Genomic DNA, 26,107 nt, shown 5'->3' with positions numbered 1-26,107 from the left:
CGGACCCCGTGCGGGGGAGGACCACCTATGTCTGACAAGCAAGCCACGAGAAGCGCCGGTCTCCGTCTGTGGGACCGAGCCGAACGGGGCGTCGCTCCGCGGACCGGTGAAGGACCCGAGATCACGGGGGCTTCCGGTTCGACGCGGAACGTCCGGGCAGATCGGGGTTCCTCCCACGGTCCGGACGGATTTGACGTCTTCGGACCAGTTACCTAGACTCAGCGAGTCGCTGCGGGACGGCGAGCGGAACCTTCGCGGTTTCGACTCGGAACCGGGCCGCGATCACAGACATCCTCCCGAAGCAGAGTGGTTCGAGCAGTCGCTCGGAGCATGTAGGCTCGGGGAGTTGCTTCAAAAGCCCGGCGGAAACGCAGAGCGGACGAGGCACCGGGAATTCTTTCTCCGGATCAGGTTTGAAAGCGAAAACGCCGATTTGGCGGGGCGCGGAACACCTGATAAAGTAAAGACACAACACAGCGAAGAAGCCGCTAAAGCGGTGGAAACGCAGAGGCCTTCTCCGGAAGAGCAGACGGAACCTTGAGGTTCTGGCGCTTGTACGGGAAGAGCGATTGTTTCTTGAGAACTCAACAGCGCGTGTTTGATTTTCTTTAAGCCATGTTTGTTTTGGCCCCGACGCACTTCGGTGCGTAGGGTTCCTTTGATTAACCAACGCGAGTTGGTTGGTCAGGATTTCTTCTAGGTTTACTCGCCCCAGGCTGACCTCTGGTCGCCGGGACGGGTTGTTTGACCTTTATGGAGAGTTTGATCCTGGCTCAGGACGAACGCTGGCGGCGTGCTTAACACATGCAAGTCGAGCGGTAAGGCCCTTCGGGGTACACGAGCGGCGAACGGGTGAGTAACACGTGAGCAACCTGCCCCTGACTCCGGGATAAGCGGTGGAAACGCCGTCTAATACCGGATACGACCCGCCACCTCATGGTGGAGGGTGGAAAGTTTTATCGGTCAGGGATGGGCTCGCGGCCTATCAGCTTGTTGGTGGGGTAACGGCCTACCAAGGCGATTACGGGTAGCCGGCCTGAGAGGGCGACCGGCCACACTGGGACTGAGACACGGCCCAGACTCCTGCGGGAGGCAGCAGTGGGGAATATTGCACAATGGGCGAAAGCCTGATGCAGCGACGCCGCGTGGGGGATGACGGCCTTCGGGTTGTAAACCTCTTTTACCACCAACGCAGGCTCCACGTTCTCGTGGGGTTGACGGTAGGTGGGGAATAAGGACCGGCTAACTACGTGCCAGCAGCCGCGGTAATACGTAGGGTCCGAGCGTTGTCCGGAATTATTGGGCGTAAAGAGCTCGTAGGCGGCATGTCGCGTCTGCTGTGAAAGACCGGGGCTTAACTCCGGTTCTGCAGTGGATACGGGCATGCTAGAGGTAGGTAGGGGAGACTGGAATTCCTGGTGTAGCGGTGAAATGCGCAGATATCAGGAGGAACACCGGTGGCGAAGGCGGGTCTCTGGGCCTTACCTGACGCTGAGGAGCGAAAGCATGGGGAGCGAACAGGATTAGATACCCTGGTAGTCCATGCCGTAAACGTTGGGCGCTAGGTGTGGGGACTTTCCACGGTTTCCGCGCCGTAGCTAACGCATTAAGCGCCCCGCCTGGGGAGTACGGCCGCAAGGCTAAAACTCAAAGGAATTGACGGGGGCCCGCACAAGCGGCGGAGCATGTTGCTTAATTCGACGCAACGCGAAGAACCTTACCAAGGTTTGACATCACCCGTGGACCTGTAGAGATACAGGGTCATTTAGTTGGTGGGTGACAGGTGGTGCATGGCTGTCGTCAGCTCGTGTCGTGAGATGTTGGGTTAAGTCCCGCAACGAGCGCAACCCTTGTTCCATGTTGCCAGCACGTAATGGTGGGGACTCATGGGAGACTGCCGGGGTCAACTCGGAGGAAGGTGGGGACGACGTCAAGTCATCATGCCCCTTATGTCTTGGGCTGCAAACATGCTACAATGGCCGGTACAATGGGCGTGCGATACCGTAAGGTGGAGCGAATCCCTTAAAGCCGGTCTCAGTTCGGATTGGGGTCTGCAACTCGACCCCATGAAGGTGGAGTCGCTAGTAATCGCGGATCAGCAACGCCGCGGTGAATACGTTCCCGGGCCTTGTACACACCGCCCGTCACGTCATGAAAGTCGGCAACACCCGAAACTTGTGGCCTAACCCTTCGGGGAGGGAATGAGTGAAGGTGGGGCTGGCGATTGGGACGAAGTCGTAACAAGGTAGCCGTACCGGAAGGTGCGGCTGGATCACCTCCTTTCTAAGGAGTCTTTTGAAGACCAACACCTTTCTATCGTTGGTCGGACTCGAAAGTGGACCTCACACCCTTCGGGGTGATGGGGAGTGGCTGAAGTGAAATCGAACTTAACCTCCGGCGACTAGAAGCGTCGGGGGGCGCGCTGTTGGGTATCTGAGGAAGCAATCCTTGTGGTTGGTTCCCGCTACCACCTCCAGTAACTCCCACGATCCTGGCCCTTGCGGGTTGGGTTTGTGGTTTGAGGTAGGGGAGTTTGTGGTTGGTGTTTTGATTTGTGAATAGTGTGCGCGAGCATCTTATTATCTGTAGTGGCCAAGTGATAGTGGCACACGGTGGATGCCTTGGCATCAGGCGCCGATGAAGGACGTGGGAGGCCACGATAGGCCGCGGGGAGCTGTCAACCGAGCTTTGATCCGCGGGTGTCCGAATGGGGAAACCTAGCCCGAGTTGTGTCGGGTTGCCGCTACCTGAATGTATAGGGTAGTTGGTGGTGACGCGGGGAAGTGAAACATCTCAGTACCCGTAGGAAGAGTAAACAACAGTGATTCTCCTAGTAGTGGTGAGCGAACGGGGAAGAGGCTAAACCGTGCGCGTGTGATAGACGACAGTCGTTGCGTGTGCGGGGTTGTGGGATGCATCTTTTCAGGTCTGTCGGCCTGGAGCGCTGATGATTTTTCTAGCTGAATCCGTTGGGAAGCGGTACCGGAGTGGGTGAGAGTCCCGTAGGTGAAGGAAGAGTCTAGGTGTTGATGTTCTCCCGAGTAGCGCGGAGCCCGAGAAATTCCGTGTGAATCTGGCAGGACCACCTGCTAAGCCAAAATACGTCCTGATGACCGATAGTGCACTAGTACCGTGAGGGAAAGGTGAAAAGTGCCCCGGTGAGGGGTCGTGAAATAGTACCTGAAACCGTGTGCTGTCAAGCCGTCAGAGCAGTCCTTCGGGGTTGTGATGGCGTGCCTTTTGAAGAATGAGCCTGCGAGTCATGGTGTGTGGCGAGGTTAACCCGGGTGGGGTAGCCGTAGGGAAACCGAGTCTGAATAGGGCGTTTGAGTCGCATGCTGTGGACCCGAAGCGGAGTGATCTACCCATGTCCAGGGTGAAGCGGGGGTAAGACCTCGTGGAGGCCCGAACCCACCAGAGTTGAAAATCTGGGGGATGAGGTGTGGGTAGGGGTGAAAGGCCAATCAAACTCCGTGATAGCTGGTTCTCCCCGAAATGCATTTAGGTGCAGCGTCGCGTGTTTCTTGCTGGAGGTAGAGCTACTGTTTGGCTGATGGGCCCTACAAGGTTACTGACGTCAGACAAACTCCGAATGCCGGTTAAGTGAAGCGTGGCAGTGAGACTGCGGGGGATAAGCTTCGTAGTCGAGAGGGAAACAGCCCAGATCATCAGCTAAGGCCCCTAAGCGTGTGCTAAGTGGGAAAGGTTGTGGAGTTGCCCAGACAACCAGGAGGTTGGCTTAGAAGCAGCCATCCTTTAAAGAGTGCGTAATAGCTCACTGGTCAAGTGGTTCTGCGCCGATAATGTAGCGGGGCTTAAGTACACCGCCGAAGCTGTGAAGTCCAAGTTTATTCTTGGGTTGGTAGGGGAGCGTCGTGCATCCAGTGAAGCTGCCGAGTGATCGAGTGGTGGAGGGTGTGCGAGTGAGAATGCAGGCATGAGTAGCGAAAGCAACGTGAGAAACGTTGCCGCCGATTGACTAAGGGTTCCTGGGGCAGGTTAATCCGCCCAGGGTGAGTCTGGACCTAAGGCGAGGCCGACAGGCGTAGTCGATGGATAACGGGTTGATATTCCCGTACCCGTGCACGAGCGTCCAGTATCGAATCAGGTGATGCTAACCACGCTGGTTCTTGGTGGTCCCTTCGGGGAGTGCCTCTGAACTGGTCTGGGACCCGAGCTTGTAGTAGGTAAGTGATGGGGTGACGCAGGAGGGTAGCTCTACCCGGCGGTGGTTGTCCGGGGGTAAGCGTGTAGGCCGAGGGGTAGGTAAATCCGCCTCTCATGAAGGTTGAGACGTGATGCCGAGCCGTTTTTGGCGAAGTGAGTGATCCCATGCTGTCGAGAAAAGCCTCTAGCGAGTTCGTGTGTGGCCAGTACCCTAAACCGACGCAGGTGGTCAGGTAGAGAATACCGAGGCGTTCGGGTGAACCATGGTTAAGGAACTCGGCAAATTGTCCCCGTAACTTTGGGAGAAGGGGAGCCCTGTCCGGTGAAGAAGCATGCCTTCGGAGCTGGGTGGGGTCGCAGATAGCGGGGGGAAGCGACTGTTTATTAAAAACACAGGTCCGTGCGAAGTCGTAAGACGCTGTATACGGACTGACGCCTGCCCGGTGCTGGAACGTTAAGAGGACTGGTTAGTGGGTTTCGGCCCGCGAAGCTAGGAATCTAAGCGCCAGTAAACGGCGGTGGTAACTATAACCATCCTAAGGTAGCGAAATTCCTTGTCGGGTAAGTTCCGACCTGCACGAATGGCGTAACGACTTCCCCACTGTCTCAACCATGGGCCCGGTGAAATTGCACTACGAGTAAAGATGCTCGTTTCGCGCAGCAGGACGGAAAGACCCCGGGACCTTCACTATAGCTTGACATTGGTGTTTGGGATGGTTTGTGTAGGATAGGTGGGAGCCTGTGAGACTGTCACGCTAGTGGCGGTGGAGGCGTTGGTGAAATACCACTCTGACTGTTTCGGGCATCTAACTTTGGACCGTGATCCGGTTCGGGGACAGTGTCTGGTGGGTAGTTTAACTGGGGCGGTTGCCTCCCAAAGAGTAACGGAGGCGCCCAAAGGTTCCCTCAGCCTGGTTGGTAATCAGGTGTTGAGTGTAAGTGCACAAGGGAGCTTGACTGTGAGACGGACGTGTCGAGCAGGAGCGAAAGCTGGGACTAGTGATCCGGCACCGGCGTGTGGAAGCGGTGTCGCTCAACGGCTAAAAGGTACCCCGGGGATAACAGGCTGATCTTCCCCAAGAGTCCATATCGACGGGATGGTTTGGCACCTCGATGTCGGCTCGTCGCATCCTGGGGCTGGAGTTGGTCCCAAGGGTTGGGCTGTTCGCCCATTAAAGCGGCACGCGAGCTGGGTTTAGAACGTCGTGAGACAGTTCGGTCCCTATCCGCTGTGCGCGTTGGAGACTTGAGAAGGGCTGTCCCTAGTACGAGAGGACCGGGACGGACGAACCTCTGGTGTGCCAGTTGTCCTGCCAAGGGCATGGCTGGTTGGCTACGTTCGGGAGAGATAACCGCTGAAAGCATCTAAGCGGGAAGCTTGCTTCGAGATGAGGTCTCCTGCCTCCTTGAGAGGGTAAGACTCCCTGTAGACGACAGGGTTGATAGGCCGGGTGTGGAAGCCTTGTGAGGGGTGGAGCTGACCGGTACTAATAGGTCGAGGGCTTGTCCGCTGCAGATAATTGGATGTTCGCGCACACTTTGTTCACGAAGCTTGCTCGTGGCTGTCATTCCCTTTCGGGGTTGAGTGGTGGTTGTGGGTGTTGGTTTCCGTGGTGGTTTTGGCAGGAGGGTCACACCCGGTCTCATTCCGAACCCGGTCGTTAAGTCTCCTTGCGCTGATGGTACTGCCCTGTGATGGGGTGGGAGAGTAGGTCGCCGCCACGGTTTTTCTTGGAAGGGGAGGGGAAGGGTTCACGCCTTGGGGTGTGGGTTCTTCTCCTTCTCTTTTTTGTTGTCCTGGTTTGTGCATTTGTGAATTGGGAAAGTGGTGGGTGGGCGGGTCTGTGTGGGTGGGGGTGGATGTTCCCCCGGTGTCGATGTTGGGTGTGGTGGGTGGGGGTTGGCCATGGCGGGTTTGTGAGCCTGCGGACAACCTCCGACAAGGCGATCGTCCGGGGTGCTGGCGGTGCCGTTTTCCCGCGATGGGAGAATTTCCCCATGACGAAGACAATCCCCGAGGACCTGCTGGCGGCCGCTGAGGCGGCGACCGGTTTCATGCCCACTGACGAGGGGACGGCCCTCTTCGAGGCCGCCCTGGAGTACGCGGATCGCGGCCCCGTCGTGGAGATCGGCACCTACTGCGGCAAGTCCACCGTGTTCCTCGGTGCCGCCGCCCGTGTGGGCGGGGCGAAGGTCATCACCGTGGACCACCACCGGGGTTCTGAGGAGCACCAGGAGGGCTGGGAGTACCACGACAGCTCCCTGATCGACCCCGTCACCGGGAAGTTCGACACCCTTCCGCACTTCCGGCACACGATCACGAAGGCGGGCCTGGACGACGAGGTCATCGCGATCACCGGTGCCTCCGTCGATGTCGCCGCGGTCTGGGGCACGGAGCTGGGCATGCTCTTCATCGACGGCGGGCACAGCGAGACCGCCGCCCAGAACGACTACGAGGGCTGGTCGCCGCACGTGGCCATGGGCGGGGCGCTGGTGATCCACGACGTCTTCCCGAACCCCGAGGACGGGGGTCGGCCGCCCTACAACATCTACTGTCGGGCGCTGGACTCCGGGCAGTTCCGGGAGGTGCGCGTCGTGGGCTCCATGCGGGTCCTGGAACGCGTCCAACGCGTCTCCTGAGGCCTGGCGAGGAGGCGTCATTTGTGACGGGGGTCCCTGGAGTCGAATGCGCACGCTCCGTGATTGTTCCTGAGTATGGCAATATTGGTTCAGGAAAGTGAGTGAGCCAACATCCGGACATAGACACGTCTTCGAAGGGTAAGCCTTCGGTAAGAAGTGACCGTGCGGTTACGGATTCGACCTTGACACGGTTACGTGCGGGTATCGTGGCTTCGAGGGTGGAGCGATGATGGTGATTTTCCCCGAAATACCGCTTCAGCCCTGAATCGAACTGAACCGATCAGGGGCACTCGCGCGTCAAACACCAGGACGGCACGGTGCCGGACGTGATTTGCCTTGGGGGCGGGGAGCTGAGCAAGAGCACACACGGCGATGGCGGGACGGACGGACAGCGTCCCGATTCGAACACGCCGGAGACGAACGACACCTCTGCTGAGGAGCTGTCCAGTCCAGCGACCCCCCAGGGTGATGATCTACCCACCAGTGGTGAGGATCAATCCGAAGGGGAGACTTCGGAGTCGGGTACGGAGCCCAACGGCCAACCCGAGCCGGAGTTCATCGCGGGACCCATCGCATTCAAGACGAGCGGCACGTTCCTTCGTGACCGCGTGGCAATGACACTCGCTGAACAGGGCTTCGAGTCCGAGGGGTCGGACTCCGCCGGTGGAGCTGACGACTCCGCCGACGGGTCGGAGCAGGCGGAGACCCAGGTTCCCGAAGAGGTCACCGACGACTCCGCCGCCGCCGAGGCGCCTGTCGCCGGTACGGCCGGGGAGAGTGACGGGGACTCCGCGCGGGCGGCCACCGAGGACGCCGAGCCGGAGGAGAGCCGGACGGAGCAGATCCCGGTTCTGGGGACCGAGGAGACCGACCAGTCCGAGGACACCGTCGAACCGGCGGTGGCTGCCGCAGCCGCCGCCGTCCCAGGGACCCCGTCCGAGCCTGAGGGGGACTCCGCGGTCGAGGCTGACACGGGAAGGGGCTCCGACGAGGAGGCCCGGACCGAGGCCATGCCCGCACCCGCCGCAGGGGCGGTGGCCTTCGCCGCCGCTCCGCCGGAGGGGAACGCCACCGGAGGCGACGGTGCCGAGGGCCCGACCGAGGCCACTCCCGCCGAAAGCGGATCCGGCGAGGGCACCGACCCCGGTGCCTCGGCGGAGGACGCCGCGATGTGGCCGACGCCCCGACGGCTGTCCGACTACGTGTCGGACCAGCCCGGGTCGGAGGGCTCCTCCGGGAGCTCCGACGGTGCGGAGGGTGTCGCGGCGGCCGGTGCCGGCGGTGCCGGGACCCCGGGCGGGCCCGAAGGTCCGACCGACAGCGCCGGGGGCCCGGGTGACGGGTCCGGCAAGAACAAGAAGAAGAAGGCGAAGAAGCCACTCTGGCTGCGGATCCTCCTGTGGTTCCTCGCCATCACCGGCCTGGGCTTCATCCTGGCCTGCGCCGTCTTCACGTTCTTCTACGTGACCGTCGAGGTCCCGGACGCCGCCAAGGCCGACGCGGTCGAGCAGGGCTCCACCTTCTACTTCGCGGACGGCGAGACGGAGTTCGCCTACCGGGGCACCGACCGCGAGGTCATCGACTACGAGGACATGACGGCCGGCGGCGACCACGTGGTCGAGGCGGTCATCTCCGCCGAGGACCGCGGATTCTGGACCGAGCCCGGTGTCTCGCTGAGCGGCACCATGCGTGCGGCGTGGTCCACCATCACCGGCGAGCAGGTGCAGGGCGGCTCGACCGTCACCCAGCAGATGGTGCGCAACTACTACGAGGGCGTCTCCCTGGAGCAGACCGTGTCCCGCAAGGTCCAGGAGATCATCATCTCCATCAAGGTGGACCAGAGCGAGGACAAGGAGTGGGTGATGGAGCAGTACCTCAACACCATCTACTTCGGTCGCATGTCCTACGGTGTCCAGGCGGCCTCGCAGGCGTACTACCACAAGGACGTCGACGAGCTCACCGCCGAGGAGGCGGCCTTCCTGGCCGCCGCGATCCAGCAGCCGACCCGGTTCGGCCAGGCGGACGTGGAGACCACGCCCGACATGGAGAACCGCTGGCAGTACGTGGTCAACGGCATGGTCACCACCGGGGCGATCACCCAGGCCGAGGCGGACGCCATGGAGTTCCCGGCGCCCGAGCCGGAGAAGACCACGGAGGACCTCAGCGGCTACCGGGGGTACATGCTCCAGGAGGCCATGAGCGAGCTGTCGGACCTCGGCTACACCGAGGACCACATCAACCGCCAGGGCTTCAAGATCGTCACCACGTTCGACAAGGACATGATGGACGCCGCCTACGAGTCGGTGGAGGAGATGGTCGACCCGGAGAGCCTCCCCGAGGGCGTCAACATCGGCCTGACCACCATCGACCCGAAGACCGGTGAGGTGCTGGCCTTCTACGGCGGGCACGACTACCACCTCAACCAGTACGACAGCTCGTTCCTGGGCGCCGCGCAGGCGGGTTCGGCGTTCAAGCCCTACGTGCTGGCCACGGCGTTGGAGCAGGGGTACGGCCTCAACTCCACGGTGGACGGGCGCGGTCCGCAGACCATCCACGGTTCCCGTGTGCAGAACGCGGGCAACGCCCCCGGTGGGGTCATGACGCTCACCCAGGCCACCACGGTGTCCAACAACCTCGGGTTCGTGGAGCTGGCCCAGGAGGTCGGGTTCGAGGAGGTCAGGCAGACCGCCTACGACATGGGCCTGCCTGAGGGGAGCATCGACGACAACCAGCTGGTCCCGGTCATGCCGCTGGGCGCCACGAGCGTCCGCTCGGTCGACCAGGCGAGCGGCTACGCGACCTTCGCCAACGGGGGTGTGCACATGGAGGCGCACGTCATCAAGGAGATCGTCAACCAGGAGGGTGACAACGAGCGGCCGGAGATCGAGGGCGAGCGAGCCCTGGAGGCCTCGACCGCGTCCGACGTCACCTACGCCCTGGAGCAGGCGGTCAGCTCCGGTACCGGTACCGCGGCGCAGCTGTGGGACCACCCGGTGGCGGGCAAGACCGGTACCACCAACGGCAGCGTGGCGGCCTGGTTCGTCGGGTACACCCCGCAGCTGTCCACGGCGATCGGCGTCTACAGCGGGAACAACGAGAGCTTCTACATCCCGGGGCACAACATCTCCGGTGGCGGTCTGCCCGCCCAGATGTGGAAGTCGTACATGAACCGCGCCATGGAGGGCTACGAGCGCGCCTCGTTCCCCGGGCCCGAGTTCGGCGGCACCACGGAGAACTGGGCGCCCGACCCGGCGACCCAGGAGCCGCAGCAGCCGGAGGCACCGGAGGGCGGCGAGCCCGAGGTCCCGGAGGGGCCGGAGACACCCGAGGTGCCGACCGATCCCGAGCCGGAGGTCCCGGACGTTCCGACCTTCCCGGAGAACCCGGAGGGGCCGGGCGAACCGGAGGAGCCGGGGATACCCGAGATACCGCCGGGCCGGGGCGAGGAGACCGGATAGTACGCGAAGGAGGGCCCCACGGGGCCCTCCTCGTGTGTTCAGGCCCCGGTGTGCAGGAAGACCCGCGACCCCGGTGTGGTGCGGGTGAGCGCGTCCACCGCCAGGATGATCGCGGCCGAGGTCCAGGTGCTGCGCTCCACCGGCCAGCGGACCTGCTCCGCGAACTGGTAGCCGGTCCAGTAGACGCCGTCGTCGGCGTCGCGCAGGTGCTGGACGTCCCGCAGGACGCGCACGCCCGTGTCGGTCTCGCCCATGGCGGCCAGCGCCATGACCAGCTCGGAGGACTCCGCCGCCGTCACCCAGGGCTGGTCGCTCACGCAGCGCACACCCAGACCGGGCATGACGAAGGTGTCCCAGCGCTCCGCGATCCGCTCCTTGGCGGCCTCGTCCCGCAGCACGCCGCCGAGGATCGGGTAGAACCAGTCCATCGAGAAACGGGAACGGTCCGAGAACAGGCCCTCGTCGTGGGTGATCAGCTCGGCCAGCCGGTCCGCCGCCTTGGACCAGTCCGGCCGTTCGCGGCCCAGCCGCGCGCCCAGGGCGGCGCCGCAGCGCAGGGCGTGGTGCACGCTCGCGCACACGGTGAGCAGCGCGTGGTCGCCCGGGGAACCGTCCTCGGAGCGGGCCCACAGGATCTCCCCGTGCTCGCCGCGCAGGCCCAGCACGAACTCCAGTCCGCTCTCCACCACGGGCCACATCCGCTCCGCGAAGGACGCGTCGCCGGTGGTCAGCAGGTGGTGGAGGAGACCCACGGCCGGGTAGGCGGCGTGGTTGGCCTCGCGCAGGGCGGTCACGGGTCGGCCCTGGCGGTACTTGGCGTACCAGCCGCCGTCGGGGTGAGGGCTTCCGTCCAACCACAGGTAGGCGCGGCGGGCCGCCTCGGCGTGCTCGGGGACGAGCACACCGGTGACGGTCAGCGCCATGGCGCACTCCACGTGGTCCCACACGTCGGCGTGGCCGCCCGGGAACCACGGGATCACCCCGTCGCCCTCCTGGGTGCGGGCGAGGTAGTCGGCGGACCGGTACAGCTGTTCGGCGCTGAGGACCCCGGGCAGGCGCAGGGCGCCGGGGTCGGACGGTACGGGGGCCATCAGGCGGCCGCGTCGGCGTGCGGCTTGCGCACGTACACGATGACGCTCTTGCCGATGACCGGGTTGAGGAGCCGCTCGGCCACGCGGGTGACCCTGGGGGCCTGGAGCATGTCCCAGACCAGGAGGTCGTGGTAGGCCTTGGCCGCCGGGTGGTCGTTGTTGTCGGTACCCACGGCGCACTTGATCCACCAGTACGGAGCGTGCAGGGCGTGCGCGTGGTGGTGCGGGCCGATCACGAATCCGGTGGCCTTGAGCTTGGCCTCCAGTTCGGCGCGGGTGTAGATGCGGATGTGGCCGCCCTCGTTGGTGTGGTACTCCTCCGAGAGGGCCCAGCAGATGCGCTCGGGCAGGAAACTGGGCACGGTGACGGCCGCGATGCCGCCGGGCCTGAGGACCCGGTAGAGCTCCTTCATGGCGGCGGTGTCGTGCGGCAGGTGCTCGAAGATCTCGGCGGCCACGACGCGGTCGAAGCTGTCGTCGTCGAAGGGCATGTCGAGGGCGTCGCCCTTGACCGTCTCGGCCTTGGCGGAGGAGGGGGCCTCGCCTTCGTGGGCCATGGCCGCGAACATGGTCTCGACGTCGGCGAGGTCGCTCACGTTCTGGTCGAAGGCGACCACGTCGGCGCCGCGGCGGTAGATCTCGAAGGCGTGGCGGCCGCCGCCGCAGCCGAGGTCGAGGACGCGGTGGCCCGGGCCGACGGGGAACAGGTTGAAGTCGACGGTGATCAGTGGAGGCTCCCTAGGGACGGTGCTGCGGGTCGTGCGTGGAGTCAGGCGCCGTTCGCGCGGGCGGCCCGCGCGGGTGCGGGCCGGGTGTCGTCGTCTCCGGTACCGGCGCTGGTCCCCTTGACGGCGTCGATGGTGGTGGCGTAGCGCTGGGCGGTCAGTTCGGCCACGGCCTTCCAGGTGAAACGCTCCTGGACCCGGCGCCAGGCGGCGGCGCCCATGCGCTCGCGTTCGGCGGCGTCGTCGAACAGGGAGGCGAGTTCGGCGGCCAGGAGCTCGGGGTCGCCCGGGGGGATGAGGCGTCCGGCGTCACCGTCGGTGCCGACCACCTCGGGCAGGGCGCCCGCGTGGCTGGCCACGAGGGGGGTGCCGCAGGCCATGGCCTCCACCGCGGGCAGGGAGAAGCCCTCGTAGAAGGAGGGGACGACCGCGACCTCGGCGCTGGAGACGAGTTCTCCCAGCTGCTCGTCGTCGATACCGCTGACGAACTCCAGCCGGTCACGCAGGCCGAGTTCGTCGACGAGCTGGTCGGTGGGACCGCCGGGCTTCGGCTTGCTGACGATCCTCAGGGTGACGTCGCGCTCCGTGGCGAGTTTGGCGGCGGCGCGCAGCAGCACACTGACCCCCTTGAGGGGGCTGTCGGCGCTGGCGGTGCAGACGATCCGGCCGGGGACGCGCTCGACGTCGGGGCGCGGGTGGAAGTACCGGGTGTCCACGCCGAGCGGGGTGACCTCCATGGTGGCGGGGTCGACGCCGAACTCGCGGGCGATGTCGTCGGCGGAGGACTGGGAGGGGACCAGGATCGGGTCGAGGCGGCGGGCCACCCGGGCCTGCATCCTCACGAAGCCGTACCAGCGGCGCTTGGAGAGCTTCTGGAGGCCCCGGGCCTCCTCGATCTCGATCCGGCGGTCCACGCTGATGGGGTGGTGGATGGTGGTGACCAGCGGAAGCCCGGCGGACTTGATGCCGAGCAGGCCCCAGCCGAGGGTCTGGTTGTCGTGGACGACGTCGAACTCACCGAGGCGGCGGCGGAGCTCGCGGTTGGCGCGCAGGGAGTAGGTGAGGGGTTCGGGGAACCCGGCGGTCCACATGGTGGCGACCTCCAGGACGTCGATCCAGTCGCGCCACTCGCGCACGGGGGGCGCGACGAACGGGTTGACGTCGTTGTAGAGGTCGAGGGAGGGGAGCTTCTCCAGGGTGACGCCCTCGTCGAGGACGGGGTAGGGCTGCCCGGAGAAGACGGTGACCTCGTGACCGAGCGCGGCCAGTTCGCGTGACAGGTGGCGGACGTAGACTCCCTGCCCGCCCACGTGCTGTTTGCTGCGGTACGACAGGAGGGCGACGCGCAGGGGGCGGTCGCCGGAGGGCCGTGGGGTCGGTTCCGTGCTGGTGCCCGACTGGGTCAAGAGTCCACCTCTTCGTTGGATCGCGTGCCCGGTCGCCGCCGTTGGTGTCCCGGCCCTGGCCGGAGCCACTGGTGGGCGGCTGCTGGGATGCTGCGCGCCCCCATATGTTACTCGCGAGTTCACTCGGGGTCGGCGCCGGGCATCAGGTACAGGGGATCATATTCGGGGCGTGGTCCCCGGGGTGACGCTGGCCCAGCGGGGGAGGTGTGCGGGTCCCTCGCGGGCGACGCGGCCGCGCTCCTCCAGCAGTCGCAGGTGCGCGGCGGTCTCGGAGGCGGCCATGTGCCGGGCCAGGGGGCGCATGTCCGCCCAGGCGCGCCGCCACTCCAGTCGTGACGTGAGCTCCCAGAGGGTGGTGGGGCCCTGGCCGACCAGACGCACCATGAGGTCCAGCCGCTCCTCGTGGTGGTCGACGATCTCCTCGGCGCGCTCGGTCAGCCCGGAGAAGCGCGTCTCGTGTGAGGGAAGACATAGGAGCCGGTCCGCGCCGGGCAGGCGGCCGATCCGGGCCTGGGAGGCGAGGAAGTCACCGAGGGGGTCGCCCTCGGCCGAGTCCAGGGGGAACTGGCCCACGTGCGGGGTGATGCGCGGCAGGACGTGGTCGCCGGTGAAGAGGAGGTCGCGTCCGGCCAGGTGCAGGCACAGGTGCCCGGGGGTGTGGCCGGGCGTCCACACGGCGCGCAGGTCCAGGCCGGGGAGGTCGACACGCTCGCCGTCGTCGAGGGAGGCGTCGGGGAGCGCGGGCGGCCGGAAGACGGCGGGGGAGTCGCGGAAGGCCTCGATGTCCTGCTGGGGGAAGCCCGCGCGGACCATCTGCTCGATCACGGAGGCGGCGCGTTCGTCGTCGGTGCGCCCCTCCTGGCGGCGCAGGACCTCGGCGTCGGCGGGGTGCATGGCGATCCAGGCGCCGGAGGCCTCGCGTAGGCGGCCGGTGAGCCCGGAGTGGTCGGCGTGGAAGTGGGTCACGACGGCGCCCCGGACCTCGTCCACCCGGTGGCCCGCCTGTCGGAGGCCGCCGACCAGGGCGTCCCAGGAGTCGTCGTGGTTCCAGCCGGTGTCGACGAGGAGGGGGCCGCCGGGCGTGTCGAGGGCGTAGACGTAGGTGAACCCGATGGGGTTGTGGGGGACCGGCACGGGGATGCTCCACAACCCCTCGCCCAGATCCTCCACTGGGGGAACCTCACGCATCCTGGCCCGACCTCTCCACTGGAAACCGAATCTGGTTCGATTCTAGGGAAGCGTCCTTCGGGGCGTGCGGGCGGTGGGTGCCTCCGAGGGCCGGTCGCGGCCCGGACGATTTCGGCCCGACAAAATAGAACATATTCTACAAAGGTCGGGGCGCCTTCCTGAAAGTTGCCGTCAAGCCCTCGTATTGCCTCTGCCACGTCGGGCAATGAGGCGAGGATCATGGGTTCCAGGCGCTGTGATCAAGGGAATTCGTTGGATAACGTGTTCTCGTGAGCCGGGTCGTCGGGCGGGGAGTCCACCCGGTGCGGTCGACCTCGGCGCCGTGGACACGACGGCGACGCGCGGACCGAAGACGAATGGGAGAGACCCTGTGGCGGTGCAGGCACCGATCGGAACGATGACACGGACTCAGACCCAACGTCGTCGGCGCATCGTCCAGACCGCGGCCGCACTGGCCGTGCGCGGGGGCGTGGAGGCGATGCAGATGCGTTCGGTCGCCGAACGCGCGGGGGTCGCCCTCGGCACGCTCTACCGCTACTTCCCCTCCAAGATGGACCTGGTCGTGGCCGTGGTCACCGAGGAGCTCGACCTCCTGGAGGGCGGCATCGTCCGCCGACCGCCCACCGCCGACAGCCCCTCCGGCCGCGCGGTGGACGTCCTGCTCCGCGCCACGCGCGGCCTCATGCGCGAGCCCGAACTGGCCGACGCCCTGGTGCGGTCCCTGATCATGGCCGAGGTCAAGATCGAGCTCGACGTGCGCATCAGCGACCTGGTGTGGCGGGTGGCCACCGGCAACCTGGAGGGCGCGGTCACCACCGACGGGCCCCGGGACGACGAGGCGGAGACCGGCACCGACGTGGACCGCGACAGCACCGGATACGTCCTGGTCGGCGCGCTCACCAGCGTCTGGATCTTCGAGCTGGTGGAGATCCTCAAGGGACGCCGCGACATCGACGAGGTCGAGGGGCGGCTCCAGACCGCCGCGAGCCGCCTGCTGTCCTCCTTCTAGCGGATCCGGCGCCCGGCCGCCCAGGGCTGAGCGGGCTACTCGTCCGGTTGGTCGGCCTCGCTCTGACCGCTCCCGAACAACAGCCCCAGCAGGCCGCCGAGCAGACCGGAGGAACCGTTCCCCGGAGCCGCGCCCCCGTCTCCGGGGGGATCCTCCTCGTCGGCGCCCTGGCCGGGGTCGGGGTCCTGCGCCGGGGGACCCGGCGCGCTCGGCGCCTCCCCCGGGTCGTCGGGTGTGCTGCCGCCGCGTTCGGGCGGCCCCTCGCGCTCCTCGTCCTCCGGCCCGTTCGGGCCGCCGCTGGGATCGTCGTCCGGCGCGTCCGCCCCGGGGCTCTCGGCGCCCGCGTCCCCGGTGACCGTGACCGGGGTCGGCTCGGTCCCCGGCTTGCCGTCGGAGGCGGTGGAGACCGCCTCCGCCTCGGACAGGCCCGGACGCTGGCCCGGCAGTACCGGGCCCGAGTCGATCATGGTGGTGGGGTCGCCCATCGAACTGGCCCACCACCACAGCCCCACCGCCACCGCGACAGTGGCCAGCCCGGAGATCGCGGGCAGCGGCCAGCGCCGACGCCCGGTGTCGGTGACCTCGTCGAGCGGGTCGTGGTCGGGGGAGGGCAGCGGGGAGCGCGCGTCGTCGCGCACGGGGTGGTCGGCGGTGGTCAGGAGGTCGCCGGGCAGGGCACGGGGGAGCGGGACCTCGACGGGCCCGCTCTCTTCGGGGTCCTCGACCACCGGTGCGCCCGGCGGGCGTGAGCGGTGGACCGGGTAGCCGTCGGCCGTGAGCGGCTGCATGGCGGCGGAGATCCGGGAGCGCTCCTCGGCGGCGTCGGGCGCGGTGCAGGTGTGCACGACCCGGTCGCGTAGACCGGGCGGGGCGCCGGGCGGACGCAGCAAGGCCAGCGCGGAGGAGACCTGGTGCACCTGGGTGCGCCAGGTGCCGCTCGGGGTGTCCTCGTCGGGTTCGGGCGCGGGCGCGGGGAGCTCCTCCAGCCCCTCCGCCGCGCGGCGGATCGCGGAGCGGGACAGTTCGCCGCAGATCCTCGGCTCCAGTCCCAGGACCCGGGAGACGGCCGAGGTGGACAGCGCGTGGCGCAGGTTCAGTTCGACCAGTTCGCGGTGGCTGGCGGGCAGGCGCGAGAACATCCGCGCGACCGGGGCCTCGTCGGGCACGGTGGCCAGGCGCGTGTAGGGGCAGGTCGGCGCGAATCCGCGCCGCTGGCAGGCGGCGCGGACGAGGGCGAAGAGCCAGGGGCCCCGGTCGGCGGGGTCGCTGAGTCTGGACTCCAGTCCGATCCCGGCGACGAGGGCCTCGTGGACGGCGTCGGTGACCGGGTCCTCGTCGGGGCGGTCGGCGCCGTCGGTGTACTGGTCGGGATCGCCCAACAGGGACCACGCGTACCGGTAGAGCGGCTGCGCGAACGCGTCGTGCAGCGCCTCGACGGTCTCCGCCTCCGGTACGCCTGTTTCGTTACCTCTGGTCACGATTCTCCCCCCGCTCCTGAGGTGACGCTAGCGAGGGGAGGCGTCTGGTGTGGGCGAATGGATCAGCTGTGGCTGGAAGGTGAGACTTCTGTTACCGTCCAGGCGCGTGCGGCGCCACGCGCACGCGCGCCTCCTCGCCCGACGCGACGGCTACTCGCCGCCCCGTGAGGGCTGTCCGATGGCGACCATCCGCTCCACGGAGCGGCGGGCCCGCTCGGCGGTCCCGGGGTCCACCAGGATCTCGGTGGTGCCGTGCCGGAGCGAGTTCAGCAGCTTGTCGGCGTCGATCATCTTCATGTAGTGGCACTCGGCGCGCGAGTTGACCGCCTCGAACTCCGTGGTGGAGTTGGCGTTGCGCAGCTGGTGGAGCATGCCGGTCTCGGTGGCGATCAGCACCTTCTTGGCGGTGGTGTTCTCCGCGGCGCTGAGCATCCCGCCGGTGGAGAGGACCTTGACCCGCTCCTCGGGGACGGCTCCGCTGCCCACGAGGTAGAGGGCGGAGGTGGCGCAGCCGCACTCGGGGTGGACGTACACCTCGGCGTCGGGCTCGGAGGCGACCCGCTCACGCAGGGTGTGGCCGTCGATCCCGGCGTGCACGTGGCACTCGCCCATCCAGATGTGGATGTTCTCGCGGCCGGTGACCCGCTTGACGTGGGCGCCCAGGAACTGGTCCGGGAGGAAGAGGATCTCCCTGTCCTCCGGGATGGACCGGATGACGTCGGCGGCGTTGGACGAGGTGCAGCAGATGTCGGTCTCGGCCTTGACCGCCGCCGTGGTGTTGACGTAGGCGACCACGACCGCGCCGGGGTGCTGGGCCTTCCAGGCGCGCACGTCCTCGGCGGTGATGGTGTCCGCCAGCGAGCACCCCGCGTTGGGGTCGGGCAGCAGAATGGTCTTCTCCGGCGCGAGGATCTTGGCGGTCTCGGCCATGAAGTGCACGCCGCAGAAGACGATGGTGCCGGCGTCCACGCTCGCGGCGAGCCGGGAGAGTGCCAGGGAGTCGCCGGTGTGGTGGGCGACGTCCTGGATTTCCGGGCGCTGGTAGTTGTGCGCGAGGATGACAGCGTCGCGCTCCTCTGCCAGGCGGCGGACCTCGGTGGCCCACTCCTGCCTGGTCATGGTGTCCGCCGTCGCGGTGACCGATGCCATGTCCTACTACTTCCTTGGGGCTGTGGGCACGCCGTGCGGGCGCCGTGCCAGGGGAGATGCGTGCGAAGACCTAGTTTTTGTCTGTCAGGCACAAACCTGGTGAAGCTTAACATGGCGTGGAACGGAAGGGACAGGGTGGATATCCCGGAAGCAAACGGACAGGCCATGGTGGCCGCCGCGGGCCCGACCGCGACGGCCGACCCCGAACGGAGGGGAGGGGCGGCGGTGCTCTCGGCGCACGAGGCCCTCGCGGTCGTCCTCCAGATCCGCGCGGGCGAACTGTGCGTCCTGTTGTGGCGGCGGGCCCTGCCGCCCTGCGAGGGCGAGTGGGCGCTGCCCGGCGGACGGCTGGGCGCCGACGAGAGTCTGGGCGCCTCGATCCGCCGACAGCTCGCCCAGAAGGTCGACGTCCGCGACGTCAGTCACATGGAACAGCTGGAGACCCGCAGCGACCCCCACCGTGATCCCCAGCGCCGCACCCTGGCCACCGCCTACCTGGGCCTGGTCCCGGCGCACATCGACCCGGTGGTTCCGGCCGACACCGGCTGGCACCCCGCCGCGGACCTGCCGCCGATGGCCTTCGACCACGCCTCCATCGTCCGCTCCGGCCGCCGACGGCTGCGCTCCAAGCTGAGCTACACCAACCTGGGGTTCGCCCTGGCTCCCCCGGAGTTCACGATGTCGGAGCTGTCGGCCCACTACCGGGCCGCCCTCGGGCACGACGTGGCCGCCACCAACCTGCGCCGGGTCCTGCTGCGGCGCGGGCAGATCGAGGAGACCGGCCGCTCCGTGCCCTCCGGCCGCTCCGGCGGCCGACCCGCCGCCCTCTTCCGCTTCCGCGCTCGGGAACTGGAGGTCACCGACGCCTTCGCCGTGCTGCGCCCGCCCGGCGCCTGAGCCCTCCTCGGCGCGGGCCCGGGCGCCACGGCCCGGGTCCGCGCCGGTGCACGCCTTGTACACTCCCTAACCGTGGCAATTCGTACTGTGGTGTTCGACGTCGGCGAGACGCTCATCGACGAGACGCGGATCTTCGCGCGCTGGGCGGACCGGTTCGCCATCCCGCACATGGCGTTCTTCGGCACCATCGGCGCGGTGATCGCCTCCGGTGGCACGCTCACCGACGGTTTCCGGCTGCTCGTGCCCGGGTTCGACCTGGAGACCGAGAGCGCCCGCTGGCGCGCCGAGGACCCCGAGGGCGTCCGCGAGCACTTCGACGAGCGCGACCTCTACCCCGACGTCCGCCCCGCCTTCAAGGCCATGAGCGCGGCCGGGCTGTCCCTGGTCATCGCGGGCAACCAGCCGCCCGAGGCCGGACCCACCCTGGACGCCATGGGCCTGGGCGTCGACGGCATCGGCATCTCCGACGTGTGGGGCACGCAGAAGCCGCAGCCGGAGTTCTTCGACCGCGTCCTGGAGCTGGCCGACCGCGGCCGCCCCGGCGTCACCGCCGAGGAGATCCTCTACGTGGGTGACCGCGTCGACAACGACGTCCTGCCCGCCCGCCGCGCCGGTATGGGCACCGCCCTGCTACGCCGGGGCATCTACGGGTACCGGCACGCCGCCACCCCCGACGCCCGGAGGGCCGACGTGATCGTGGACGACCTGCACCAGCTCACCGAATGGATCGCCGCCCGGGGCTGAGCCCGGCCAGCGCGGAACGTGCCCCGATTCATACTCCTGTTCGATTCGGGCGGAGTGTCGTCGTGTCCGCCACCTCCCGGCCTCGGGTACCCTTCCCGGCACGCCCAGGGACCGACCGGGGTCGCGGTCCGGTCACGGTGCCCGCTTCCACCCGTTTGATCCCCGAGCCCAGGGGAAGGCCGTGTACCCGCGCGGCCCCCCGCGGTAACCCAACAGGCCCCCGAACGGAGACGACCCCGCGATGATCACATTCGAGGGCGCCGCCAAGACCTATCCGGACGGCACCGTCGCCGTCGCCAGTCTGGACCTGACAGTGGAGTCCGGCGGGACCACGGTCTTCGTCGGCCCCTCCGGCAGCGGCAAGACCACCTCCCTGCGGATGATCAACCGCATGGTCGAACCCACCGCCGGAACCATCCGCGTCGACGGCGCCGACATCCGCGAGCAGGACCCGGCCCAGCTGCGCCGCTCCATCGGCTACGTCATCCAGCAGGCGGGGCTCTTCCCGCACCGCACCGTCCTGGACAACATCGCCACGGTGCCGCTGCTCCTGGGATGGCGGCGCGCCAAGGCCCGCGCGCGAGCGGCCGAACTCATGGAACTGGTCGGCCTCGAACCCGCCCAGGCCAAGCGCTACCCCCACCAGCTCTCCGGCGGACAGCAGCAGAGGGTCGGCGTCGCCCGCGCCCTCGCCGCCGACCCGCCGATCCTGCTCATGGACGAGCCCTTCAGCGCCGTCGACCCGGTCGTGCGCACCAGCCTCCAGGACGAGCTGATCCGCCTCCAGCAGGAGCTGCACAAGACCATCGTCTTCGTCACCCACGACATCGACGAGGCGGTGCGCCTCGGTGACCGGATCGCGGTCTTCCGCCCCGGTGGCGAACTCGCCCAGTACGACACCCCGAAACGGCTCCTGGCCGAACCCGTGGACGCGTTCGTGGAGTCGTTCATCGGCTACGACCGGGGTGTGCGCCGCCTCTCCTTCTTCCCCGCCAGCGCGCTCTCCCCGCGTGAGGACGTGGTCTTCGACGACGAGGACCGGGTCGAACGCGCCAAGGACGTCGTCACCGAGGACGGCGAACCGTGGGCGCTCGTGGTGGACGCCGACCGGATGCCCCGGGGGTGGGTCAGCGCCGCACAGCTCGACCGGGCCCCCACCGGCGTGCCGCTCGGCTCACTGGGCCTGGCCCCCTACGGGCACACCTTCGACGTGGGCGCCGACTCCCTGCGTGCCGCCCTGGACGCCGCCGTGCTCTCCCCGGCGGGACGGGCGGTCGGCGTGGACGACGAGGGCCGCGTCGTCGGGGTGGTCTCCCAGGACGACCTGGGCGCCGCGATCTGGTCGGTGTCCGAGTGATCGCCGCCGACGGCGGGAACTGGGCCGTGGGCGTCTGGGAGTGGGCCGTCCGGGTCACTGACTGGGGCGTGACCAACTGGAGCTACCCGGGCGAACCCGACCGGGGGATCCTGCCCCGGCTCCTGGAGCACATGCGCCTGGCCTACCTGTCCATCCTCATCGGGCTGGCCGTCGCCGTGCCCCTGGGGCTGGCGTGCGCGCGCTGGCGCGGGGTCTACCCGCCGGTGCTCACCGGCGTGAACGTGCTCTACGCGGTGCCCTCGATCGCCCTGTTCTTCCTCATGCTGCCCTACACGGGGTTCAGTGACTGGACCGCGATCATCCCGCTGTCCCTCTACACCCTGGTGATCCTGCTGCCCAACGTCGTGGACGGGCTCCGCCAGGTCCCCGACCACGTACGCCAGGCGGCGGTCGCGATCGGCTACGGCCCGTTCCGGCGCCTGGTGACCGTGGAGATGCCGGTGGCGGTACCGGTGATCATCGCCGGGCTGCGCGTGGCCTCGGTGGCCACCATCAGCATGGTCAGCGTCGCCTCCCTGGTGGGCCTGGGAGGGCTGGGCCAGCTCATCCTCAGTGACGGGTTCCGCCGTCAGTTCGACGCGCCCATCGTGGTCGGCATCGTGCTGGTGGTCCTGCTGGCGTTCGTCACCGACGCCCTGCTGGTGATCGCCCAGTACCTGCTCACCCCCTGGACGCGCGGCACCGGGCGGAAGGGCACCGGGTTCCGGGCCCGCCCGCGCCGAGGGGCCGCCGCGCCCACCCTGGCGACCGCGGGCACCGCGCCCGCGCACCCGAGCCCAGCCACGGCGGGGGAGTGACCATGGACATCCTGAACGAACTCGTGGCGTGGTTCGCGGACCCCGCGCAGTGGAGCGGCTCGGCGGGCATCCCGGCCCGGCTGGGCGAACACGTCTCCTACTCGCTGCTGGGCCTGCTCATCTCGGCCGCCATCGCGGTGCCGATCGGCCTGTTCACCGGGCACACCGGCGTGGGCGGCTTCCTCACCGCGAGTCTGGCCAACTTCGCCCGGGCCCTGCCCACCATCGGCGTCCTCTTCCTGATCGTGCTGGCCGCCGGGATCGGGCTGGTGCCCGTCATCGCGGCCCTGGTGGCACTGGCCGTCCCGCCGATCCTCGTCAACACCCACGAGGGGGTCCGCGGCGTCGAGCCCCGGCTCAGGGACGCCGCCCTGGGCATGGGCATGCGCGGCCGCGAGGTCCTGTTCAAGCTCGAACTCCCGGTGGCCACGCCGCTCATCCTGATCGGGATGCGCACGGCCGCCGTCCAGGTGGTGGCGACCGCCACCATCGCCGCCTACGTGGGAGTAGGCGGTCTGGGCCGCTACATCGTCGACGGGCAGGCCCGCCAGGACCTCACGATGATGCTGGCCGGCTCCGTACTCGTGGTGGCGCTCGCCGTGGTCACCACGCTCCTGTTCGCCGGGCTGCGACGGGTCCTCGTCGCACCCGGACTGCGTGCCGAGTCCGCGGTGGCGCGCTGACCGGGCGGTCTTCGGGCACCGCCCGTCAAGTAGGACTCCCCAGAGAGAAGGTTCGGACATGCACAAGAAGCTCGCCCTCATCGGGCTTCCCCTGGTGTTGCTCCTCAGCGCGTGCGGTGGCAGCGACCCCTACGAGGAGGACGGTGGCGAGGACGCCGCGTCGGGAGCGGTGGTCATCGGCTCGGCCGACTTCCCCGAGAGCACCCTGCTCGCGGAGCTGTACGGCAGAGCCATGGCGGCCGAGGGCGTCGAGGTCGACTACCAGCTCAACATCGGCAGCCGCGAGGTGTACTACTCGCAGATCGAGTCGGGCAACCTCTCCGTCTTCCCCGAGTACAACGGGGCGACCCTGGCCTACCTCGACGACGAGGCGCCCAGCGCCGACGCCGAGGAGACCAACGCCCTGGTCGAGGAGGCCCTGCCGGAGGGGCTGGAGATCCTGGACTCCTCCAGCGCGGAGAACAAGGACTCGATCACCGTCACCAGAGAGGTGGCCGAGGAACACGACCTGGCCAGCCTCACCGACCTGGCCGACGTGGCCGACCAGCTCGTGCTGGGCGGACCGCCCGAGTTCGAGACCCGCCACCAGGGCGTGGTGGGCCTGGAGTCGGTCTACGGGATCGAGTTCTCCGAGTTCCGCTCGCTGGAGGTCGCCCTGCTGACCAAGGCGCTCAAGGACGGCGACATCCAGGCGGCCAACCTGTTCACGACCGACCCGCAGATCGCGGTGGAGGACCTCGTGGTCCTGGAGGACCCGGAGAACCTCTTCGGCTCGCAGAACATCACCCCGCTCATCAACGGCGAGCAGGTCGACGACACCGCGCGTGCGGCCCTCAACGCCGTCTCCGAGGCGCTGACCACGGAGGAGCTCACCCAGCTCAACGAGCGCGTCGTGATCGCCAACGAGAACGCCGCCGACGTCGCCCAGGAGTGGCTGGAGGAGAAGGGCCTGGTCTGACCCGCCCGTCCACGAGGGGCCCCGGAACCGCGTACCGGTTCCGGGGCCCCTCACACGTCCGGCGGGATCAGCCCAGGGAGTGGTACCGGCCGTCCCAGCGGACCATCGCCGGGCCGCGCCGCTCCGCGCCCACCTCGGGCAGGCCCACCACGTCCGCGAAGAACACCGTGTGGTCACCGACCTCCACCCGCTGGCGCACCGAGCACTCCAGCGCGGCCAGGGCGTCGTCCAGCACGATCGCCCCGGTGTGCCCGCCCCGGTGGTGGGACAGGCCCGACACCAGGTGCCGGGCGCTGGGGCGTCCCTCGGCGGCGAACCGTCCCGCCACCGCGCGCTGGTCGGCGGCGAGCACGCTCACCGCGAAGGCGCCGACCTCCTCCACGACCTCGGCCACGTAGCCCTCCCCGGCCACGCTCAACATCACCACCGGCGGGTCCGTGGAGATCGACACCAGGGCACTCACCGTCGCCCCGATGTCGTCGCGGCCGTCCGCGACGGTCACCACGGTCACACCGGTCGGCAGCAGCGCCATCGCCTCCAGGTAGGCGCCGCCCGGAACGCTCAACGGATCTCCCACGAGCCGGGCATGCTCAGCGGACCGGAGGCGGGCAGCCCCAGCCGTGCCGCCACGTGCTCCAGCGGGCCCCAGGCGCTCAGGACCGTCTGCGGCTCGGCGGAGGCCACGTCCTCGCTGGACTCGTGCTGGCGGAGCCGGTCCAGTGGGTGCGAGCGCGGGAAGACGCGCACGGGGAGCGCCCCGGCCCCGGCCTTGGCACGGGCCAGTCGCACCGCCGTCTCGACCCCGCCCAGCTCGTCGACCAGACCGTTCTCCAGGGCGTCCGCCCCGGTCCAGATCCGGCCCTTGGCCACCGCGTGGATCTCGTCCCAGGTACGGCCCCGGGCGGCGGCCGCCTTCGCCACGAAGTCCTCGTAGATGGTGTCCAGCAGCGTGTTGATCCGCTCCCACTCGGAGTCGCTGAACCCCGTCAGGGTGTCGAACATGCCCGCGTGCGGACCCTCGCTCACGGAGTCGGAGGTGATGCCGAACCGCTCACGGAGCGCGCCCAGGACCGGCTTGCCGATCAGTACGCCGATGGACCCGGTGATGGTGGCGGGCTGCGCCACGATCGCGTCGGACCCCAGCGCGACGTAGTAGCCGCCCGAGCCCGCGACGTCGCCCATGGTCGTGATGACCGGCTTGCCGGCCTCACGGGTCAGCTGGCTCTCCCGGCGGATCAGGTCCGAGGCGATGGCCGACCCCCCGGGGCTGTCCACCCGGAACACCACGGCCCGGACCCGGGGGTCCTGTCGGGCGGCGCGGAAGGCGGCGCAGACGGTGTCCGAGCCCATCACGCTGCCGCCCAGCGGGGAGCGGCGGCTCTTGCCCAGGTTGATGCCGCCGTTGGCGGAGATCAGGGCGATGTGGTCGCCGCCGTCCGCGATCCGGGGCCGGGGCGGCGGGACGTGTTTGCGGTGGTAGCGGGTGACGAACTGGAGGGCGGGCTCGGGGGAGTCCTCCCCCTTCCGCGCGCGCACCTCGGCGTTCAGCTCGGCGTACACCTCGTCGCGGTAGGCGAGCTGGTCGACGAGCCCGGCGTCCAGCGCCTCCTGGCCCAGGATCGGCGCGGTCGCGACCAGCTCCCGGACCCTCTCCTCGCTGAGCCCGCGGCTCTTGGCGACCGCCCCGACGATCTGGTCGTTCATGGACGCGACGAGCCGCCCGGCGGCCTCGCGGTGGGCGTCGGTGTACCCGGTCTGGGTGTACGGGTTGATCGCGTTCTTGTACTCGTGCCGGGCCCCGGCCTCGAACTTCACGTCGAGCCGGTCCAGGGCGCCCTTGAGGAAGGTGGTGCGCGACATGAGGCCGCTCAGCCCCACCAGGCCGGTGGGGGACAGGACCACCCGGGAGAAGGCGGTGGCCAGGTAGTAGGGCAGGTTGCCGTCCCCGGCCTCCCCGAAGGTGTCCGCCCAGGCCACGGCGGGCTTGCCGGTGGCACGGAAGTCGGTGACGGTGTCGCGCAGCTCCTGGATCTTCGCGATCCCCAGGGAACGGGCGTCCACCCGTACGATCAGACCGCCCACGTCCGGGTCGCGGGCGCCTCTGCGAATGCCCTCCAGCACCTCCAGGTAGTGCTGCTTGCGCCTGTTCATGATCTGGCTGAGGGGGTCGCCCGGCGCCTCGTCGGCGACACCCTCCGTGAGGTCCAGCTCCAGGACCAACGGCCCCTTGGGCCGGGGGCCGAACCGGTTGAGGGACAAGGGCTCAGTGATCTTCGCGAGGTCCACCATGGACCCAGAGTAGTGGGGGAGGTGGCCCGGCGCGGAGGGTGTGTCGGGGG

The 26,107-nt window shown here is 68.1% G+C and carries 17 protein-coding genes and 3 rRNA genes; 12 read left to right on the top strand and 8 right to left on the bottom strand.

What is annotated here, in order from left to right:
- The first annotated feature begins 750 nt into the window (after nucleotides 1–750).
- The 5 genes from AC0VYM_RS23100 to AC0VYM_RS23080 all read left to right on the top strand — a co-directional run bounded on the left by AC0VYM_RS23100 (nucleotide 751) and on the right by AC0VYM_RS23080 (nucleotide 10,265).
- Nucleotides 751–2,283: ribosomal RNA gene (locus AC0VYM_RS23100) — 16S ribosomal RNA — on the top strand.
- Between the two features lie 306 nt (nucleotides 2,284–2,589).
- A 23S ribosomal RNA gene (locus tag AC0VYM_RS23095) occupies nucleotides 2,590–5,679 on the top strand.
- A gap of 97 nt (nucleotides 5,680–5,776) precedes the next feature.
- Nucleotides 5,777–5,892: ribosomal RNA gene (rrf, locus tag AC0VYM_RS23090) — 5S ribosomal RNA — on the top strand.
- Together the 16S, 23S and 5S rRNA genes form the textbook arrangement of a ribosomal RNA operon.
- Nucleotides 5,893–6,165: 273 nt before the next feature.
- Nucleotides 6,166–6,807 carry a class I SAM-dependent methyltransferase gene (locus AC0VYM_RS23085; RefSeq protein WP_475455499.1) on the top strand — a complete coding sequence of 214 codons (642 nt, stop codon included), beginning with the start codon at nucleotides 6,166–6,168 and terminating at the stop codon, nucleotides 6,805–6,807.
- 317 nt (nucleotides 6,808–7,124) lie between these two features.
- Nucleotides 7,125–10,265 carry a transglycosylase domain-containing protein gene (locus AC0VYM_RS23080; protein ID WP_475455497.1) on the top strand — a complete coding sequence of 1,047 codons (3,141 nt, stop codon included), beginning with the start codon at nucleotides 7,125–7,127 and terminating at the stop codon, nucleotides 10,263–10,265.
- A 38-nt stretch (nucleotides 10,266–10,303) separates the two neighbouring features.
- On the opposite strand, the gene AC0VYM_RS23075 is transcribed toward AC0VYM_RS23080, so the two are convergent.
- From AC0VYM_RS23075 to AC0VYM_RS23060, 4 genes are all read right to left on the bottom strand, one after another.
- Nucleotides 10,304–11,356 carry a prenyltransferase/squalene oxidase repeat-containing protein gene (locus AC0VYM_RS23075; protein WP_475455495.1) on the bottom strand — a complete coding sequence of 351 codons (1,053 nt, stop codon included), beginning with the start codon at nucleotides 11,354–11,356 and terminating at the stop codon, nucleotides 10,304–10,306.
- Nucleotides 11,356–12,084: a class I SAM-dependent methyltransferase gene (locus tag AC0VYM_RS23070; protein ID WP_475463179.1), complete on the bottom strand. Its 729-nt coding sequence runs from the start codon at nucleotides 12,082–12,084 to the stop codon at nucleotides 11,356–11,358. Before AC0VYM_RS23070 ends, AC0VYM_RS23075 begins: the two co-directional genes overlap by 1 nt.
- Before the next feature lie 41 nt (nucleotides 12,085–12,125).
- Entirely contained in the window at nucleotides 12,126–13,487 is a 1,362-nt protein-coding gene (locus tag AC0VYM_RS23065; protein ID WP_475455493.1) for a glycosyltransferase family 4 protein, read from the bottom strand.
- Between the two features lie 156 nt (nucleotides 13,488–13,643).
- A complete protein-coding gene (locus tag AC0VYM_RS23060) occupies nucleotides 13,644–14,675 on the bottom strand; it encodes an MBL fold metallo-hydrolase (protein ID WP_475455491.1) in 1,032 nt (343 codons plus the stop codon).
- A 370-nt stretch (nucleotides 14,676–15,045) separates the two neighbouring features.
- Here AC0VYM_RS23060 and AC0VYM_RS23055 point away from each other — a divergent pair, with 370 nt between their 5' ends.
- Nucleotides 15,046–15,684, top strand: coding sequence for a TetR family transcriptional regulator (locus AC0VYM_RS23055; protein WP_475455489.1), 639 nt, complete (start codon nucleotides 15,046–15,048; stop codon nucleotides 15,682–15,684).
- 35 nt (nucleotides 15,685–15,719) lie between these two features.
- Here AC0VYM_RS23055 and AC0VYM_RS23050 read toward each other — a convergent pair whose 3' ends face one another.
- Together AC0VYM_RS23050 and nadA are read right to left on the bottom strand one after the other, a co-directional pair.
- Nucleotides 15,720–17,162 carry an RNA polymerase sigma factor gene (locus tag AC0VYM_RS23050; RefSeq protein WP_475455487.1) on the bottom strand — a complete coding sequence of 481 codons (1,443 nt, stop codon included), beginning with the start codon at nucleotides 17,160–17,162 and terminating at the stop codon, nucleotides 15,720–15,722.
- Between the two features lie 150 nt (nucleotides 17,163–17,312).
- A complete protein-coding gene (nadA, locus tag AC0VYM_RS23045) occupies nucleotides 17,313–18,311 on the bottom strand; it encodes a quinolinate synthase NadA (RefSeq protein WP_475455486.1) in 999 nt (332 codons plus the stop codon).
- 135 nt (nucleotides 18,312–18,446) lie between these two features.
- Between nadA and AC0VYM_RS23040 the strand changes: the two genes are divergently transcribed.
- From AC0VYM_RS23040 to AC0VYM_RS23015, 6 genes are all read left to right on the top strand, one after another.
- Nucleotides 18,447–19,208 carry an NUDIX hydrolase gene (locus tag AC0VYM_RS23040; protein ID WP_475455484.1) on the top strand — a complete coding sequence of 254 codons (762 nt, stop codon included), beginning with the start codon at nucleotides 18,447–18,449 and terminating at the stop codon, nucleotides 19,206–19,208.
- Between the two features lie 87 nt (nucleotides 19,209–19,295).
- Nucleotides 19,296–19,952 (top strand): HAD family hydrolase, encoded by a 657-nt coding sequence (locus tag AC0VYM_RS23035; RefSeq protein ID WP_475463177.1) that lies wholly within the window; start codon nucleotides 19,296–19,298, stop codon nucleotides 19,950–19,952.
- 241 nt (nucleotides 19,953–20,193) lie between these two features.
- Entirely contained in the window at nucleotides 20,194–21,309 is a 1,116-nt protein-coding gene (locus AC0VYM_RS23030) for an ABC transporter ATP-binding protein (protein WP_475455482.1), read from the top strand.
- Nucleotides 21,306–22,127 carry an ABC transporter permease gene (locus AC0VYM_RS23025; RefSeq protein WP_475455480.1) on the top strand — a complete coding sequence of 274 codons (822 nt, stop codon included), beginning with the start codon at nucleotides 21,306–21,308 and terminating at the stop codon, nucleotides 22,125–22,127. Before AC0VYM_RS23030 ends, AC0VYM_RS23025 begins: the two co-directional genes overlap by 4 nt.
- A 2-nt stretch (nucleotides 22,128–22,129) precedes the next feature.
- Nucleotides 22,130–22,810: an ABC transporter permease gene (locus AC0VYM_RS23020; RefSeq protein WP_475455478.1), complete on the top strand. Its 681-nt coding sequence runs from the start codon at nucleotides 22,130–22,132 to the stop codon at nucleotides 22,808–22,810.
- Between the two features lie 58 nt (nucleotides 22,811–22,868).
- Entirely contained in the window at nucleotides 22,869–23,768 is a 900-nt protein-coding gene (locus tag AC0VYM_RS23015; protein WP_475455476.1) for an ABC transporter substrate-binding protein, read from the top strand.
- A gap of 67 nt (nucleotides 23,769–23,835) precedes the next feature.
- On the opposite strand, the gene AC0VYM_RS23010 is transcribed toward AC0VYM_RS23015, so the two are convergent.
- Entirely contained in the window at nucleotides 23,836–24,333 is a 498-nt protein-coding gene (locus tag AC0VYM_RS23010) for a flavin reductase family protein (protein WP_475455474.1), read from the bottom strand.
- The gene (locus tag AC0VYM_RS23005; RefSeq protein WP_475455472.1) at nucleotides 24,330–26,057 is read right to left on the bottom strand and encodes a S49 family peptidase; all 1,728 of its coding nucleotides are present in this window, start codon (nucleotides 26,055–26,057) and stop codon (nucleotides 24,330–24,332) included. Before AC0VYM_RS23005 ends, AC0VYM_RS23010 begins: the two co-directional genes overlap by 4 nt.
- Nucleotides 26,058–26,107: the final 50 nt, after the last annotated feature.

It is taken from the genome of Nocardiopsis sp. iso_237, from assembly GCF_056173345.1.
This window is presented reverse-complemented; position numbering and strand designations above follow the sequence as displayed.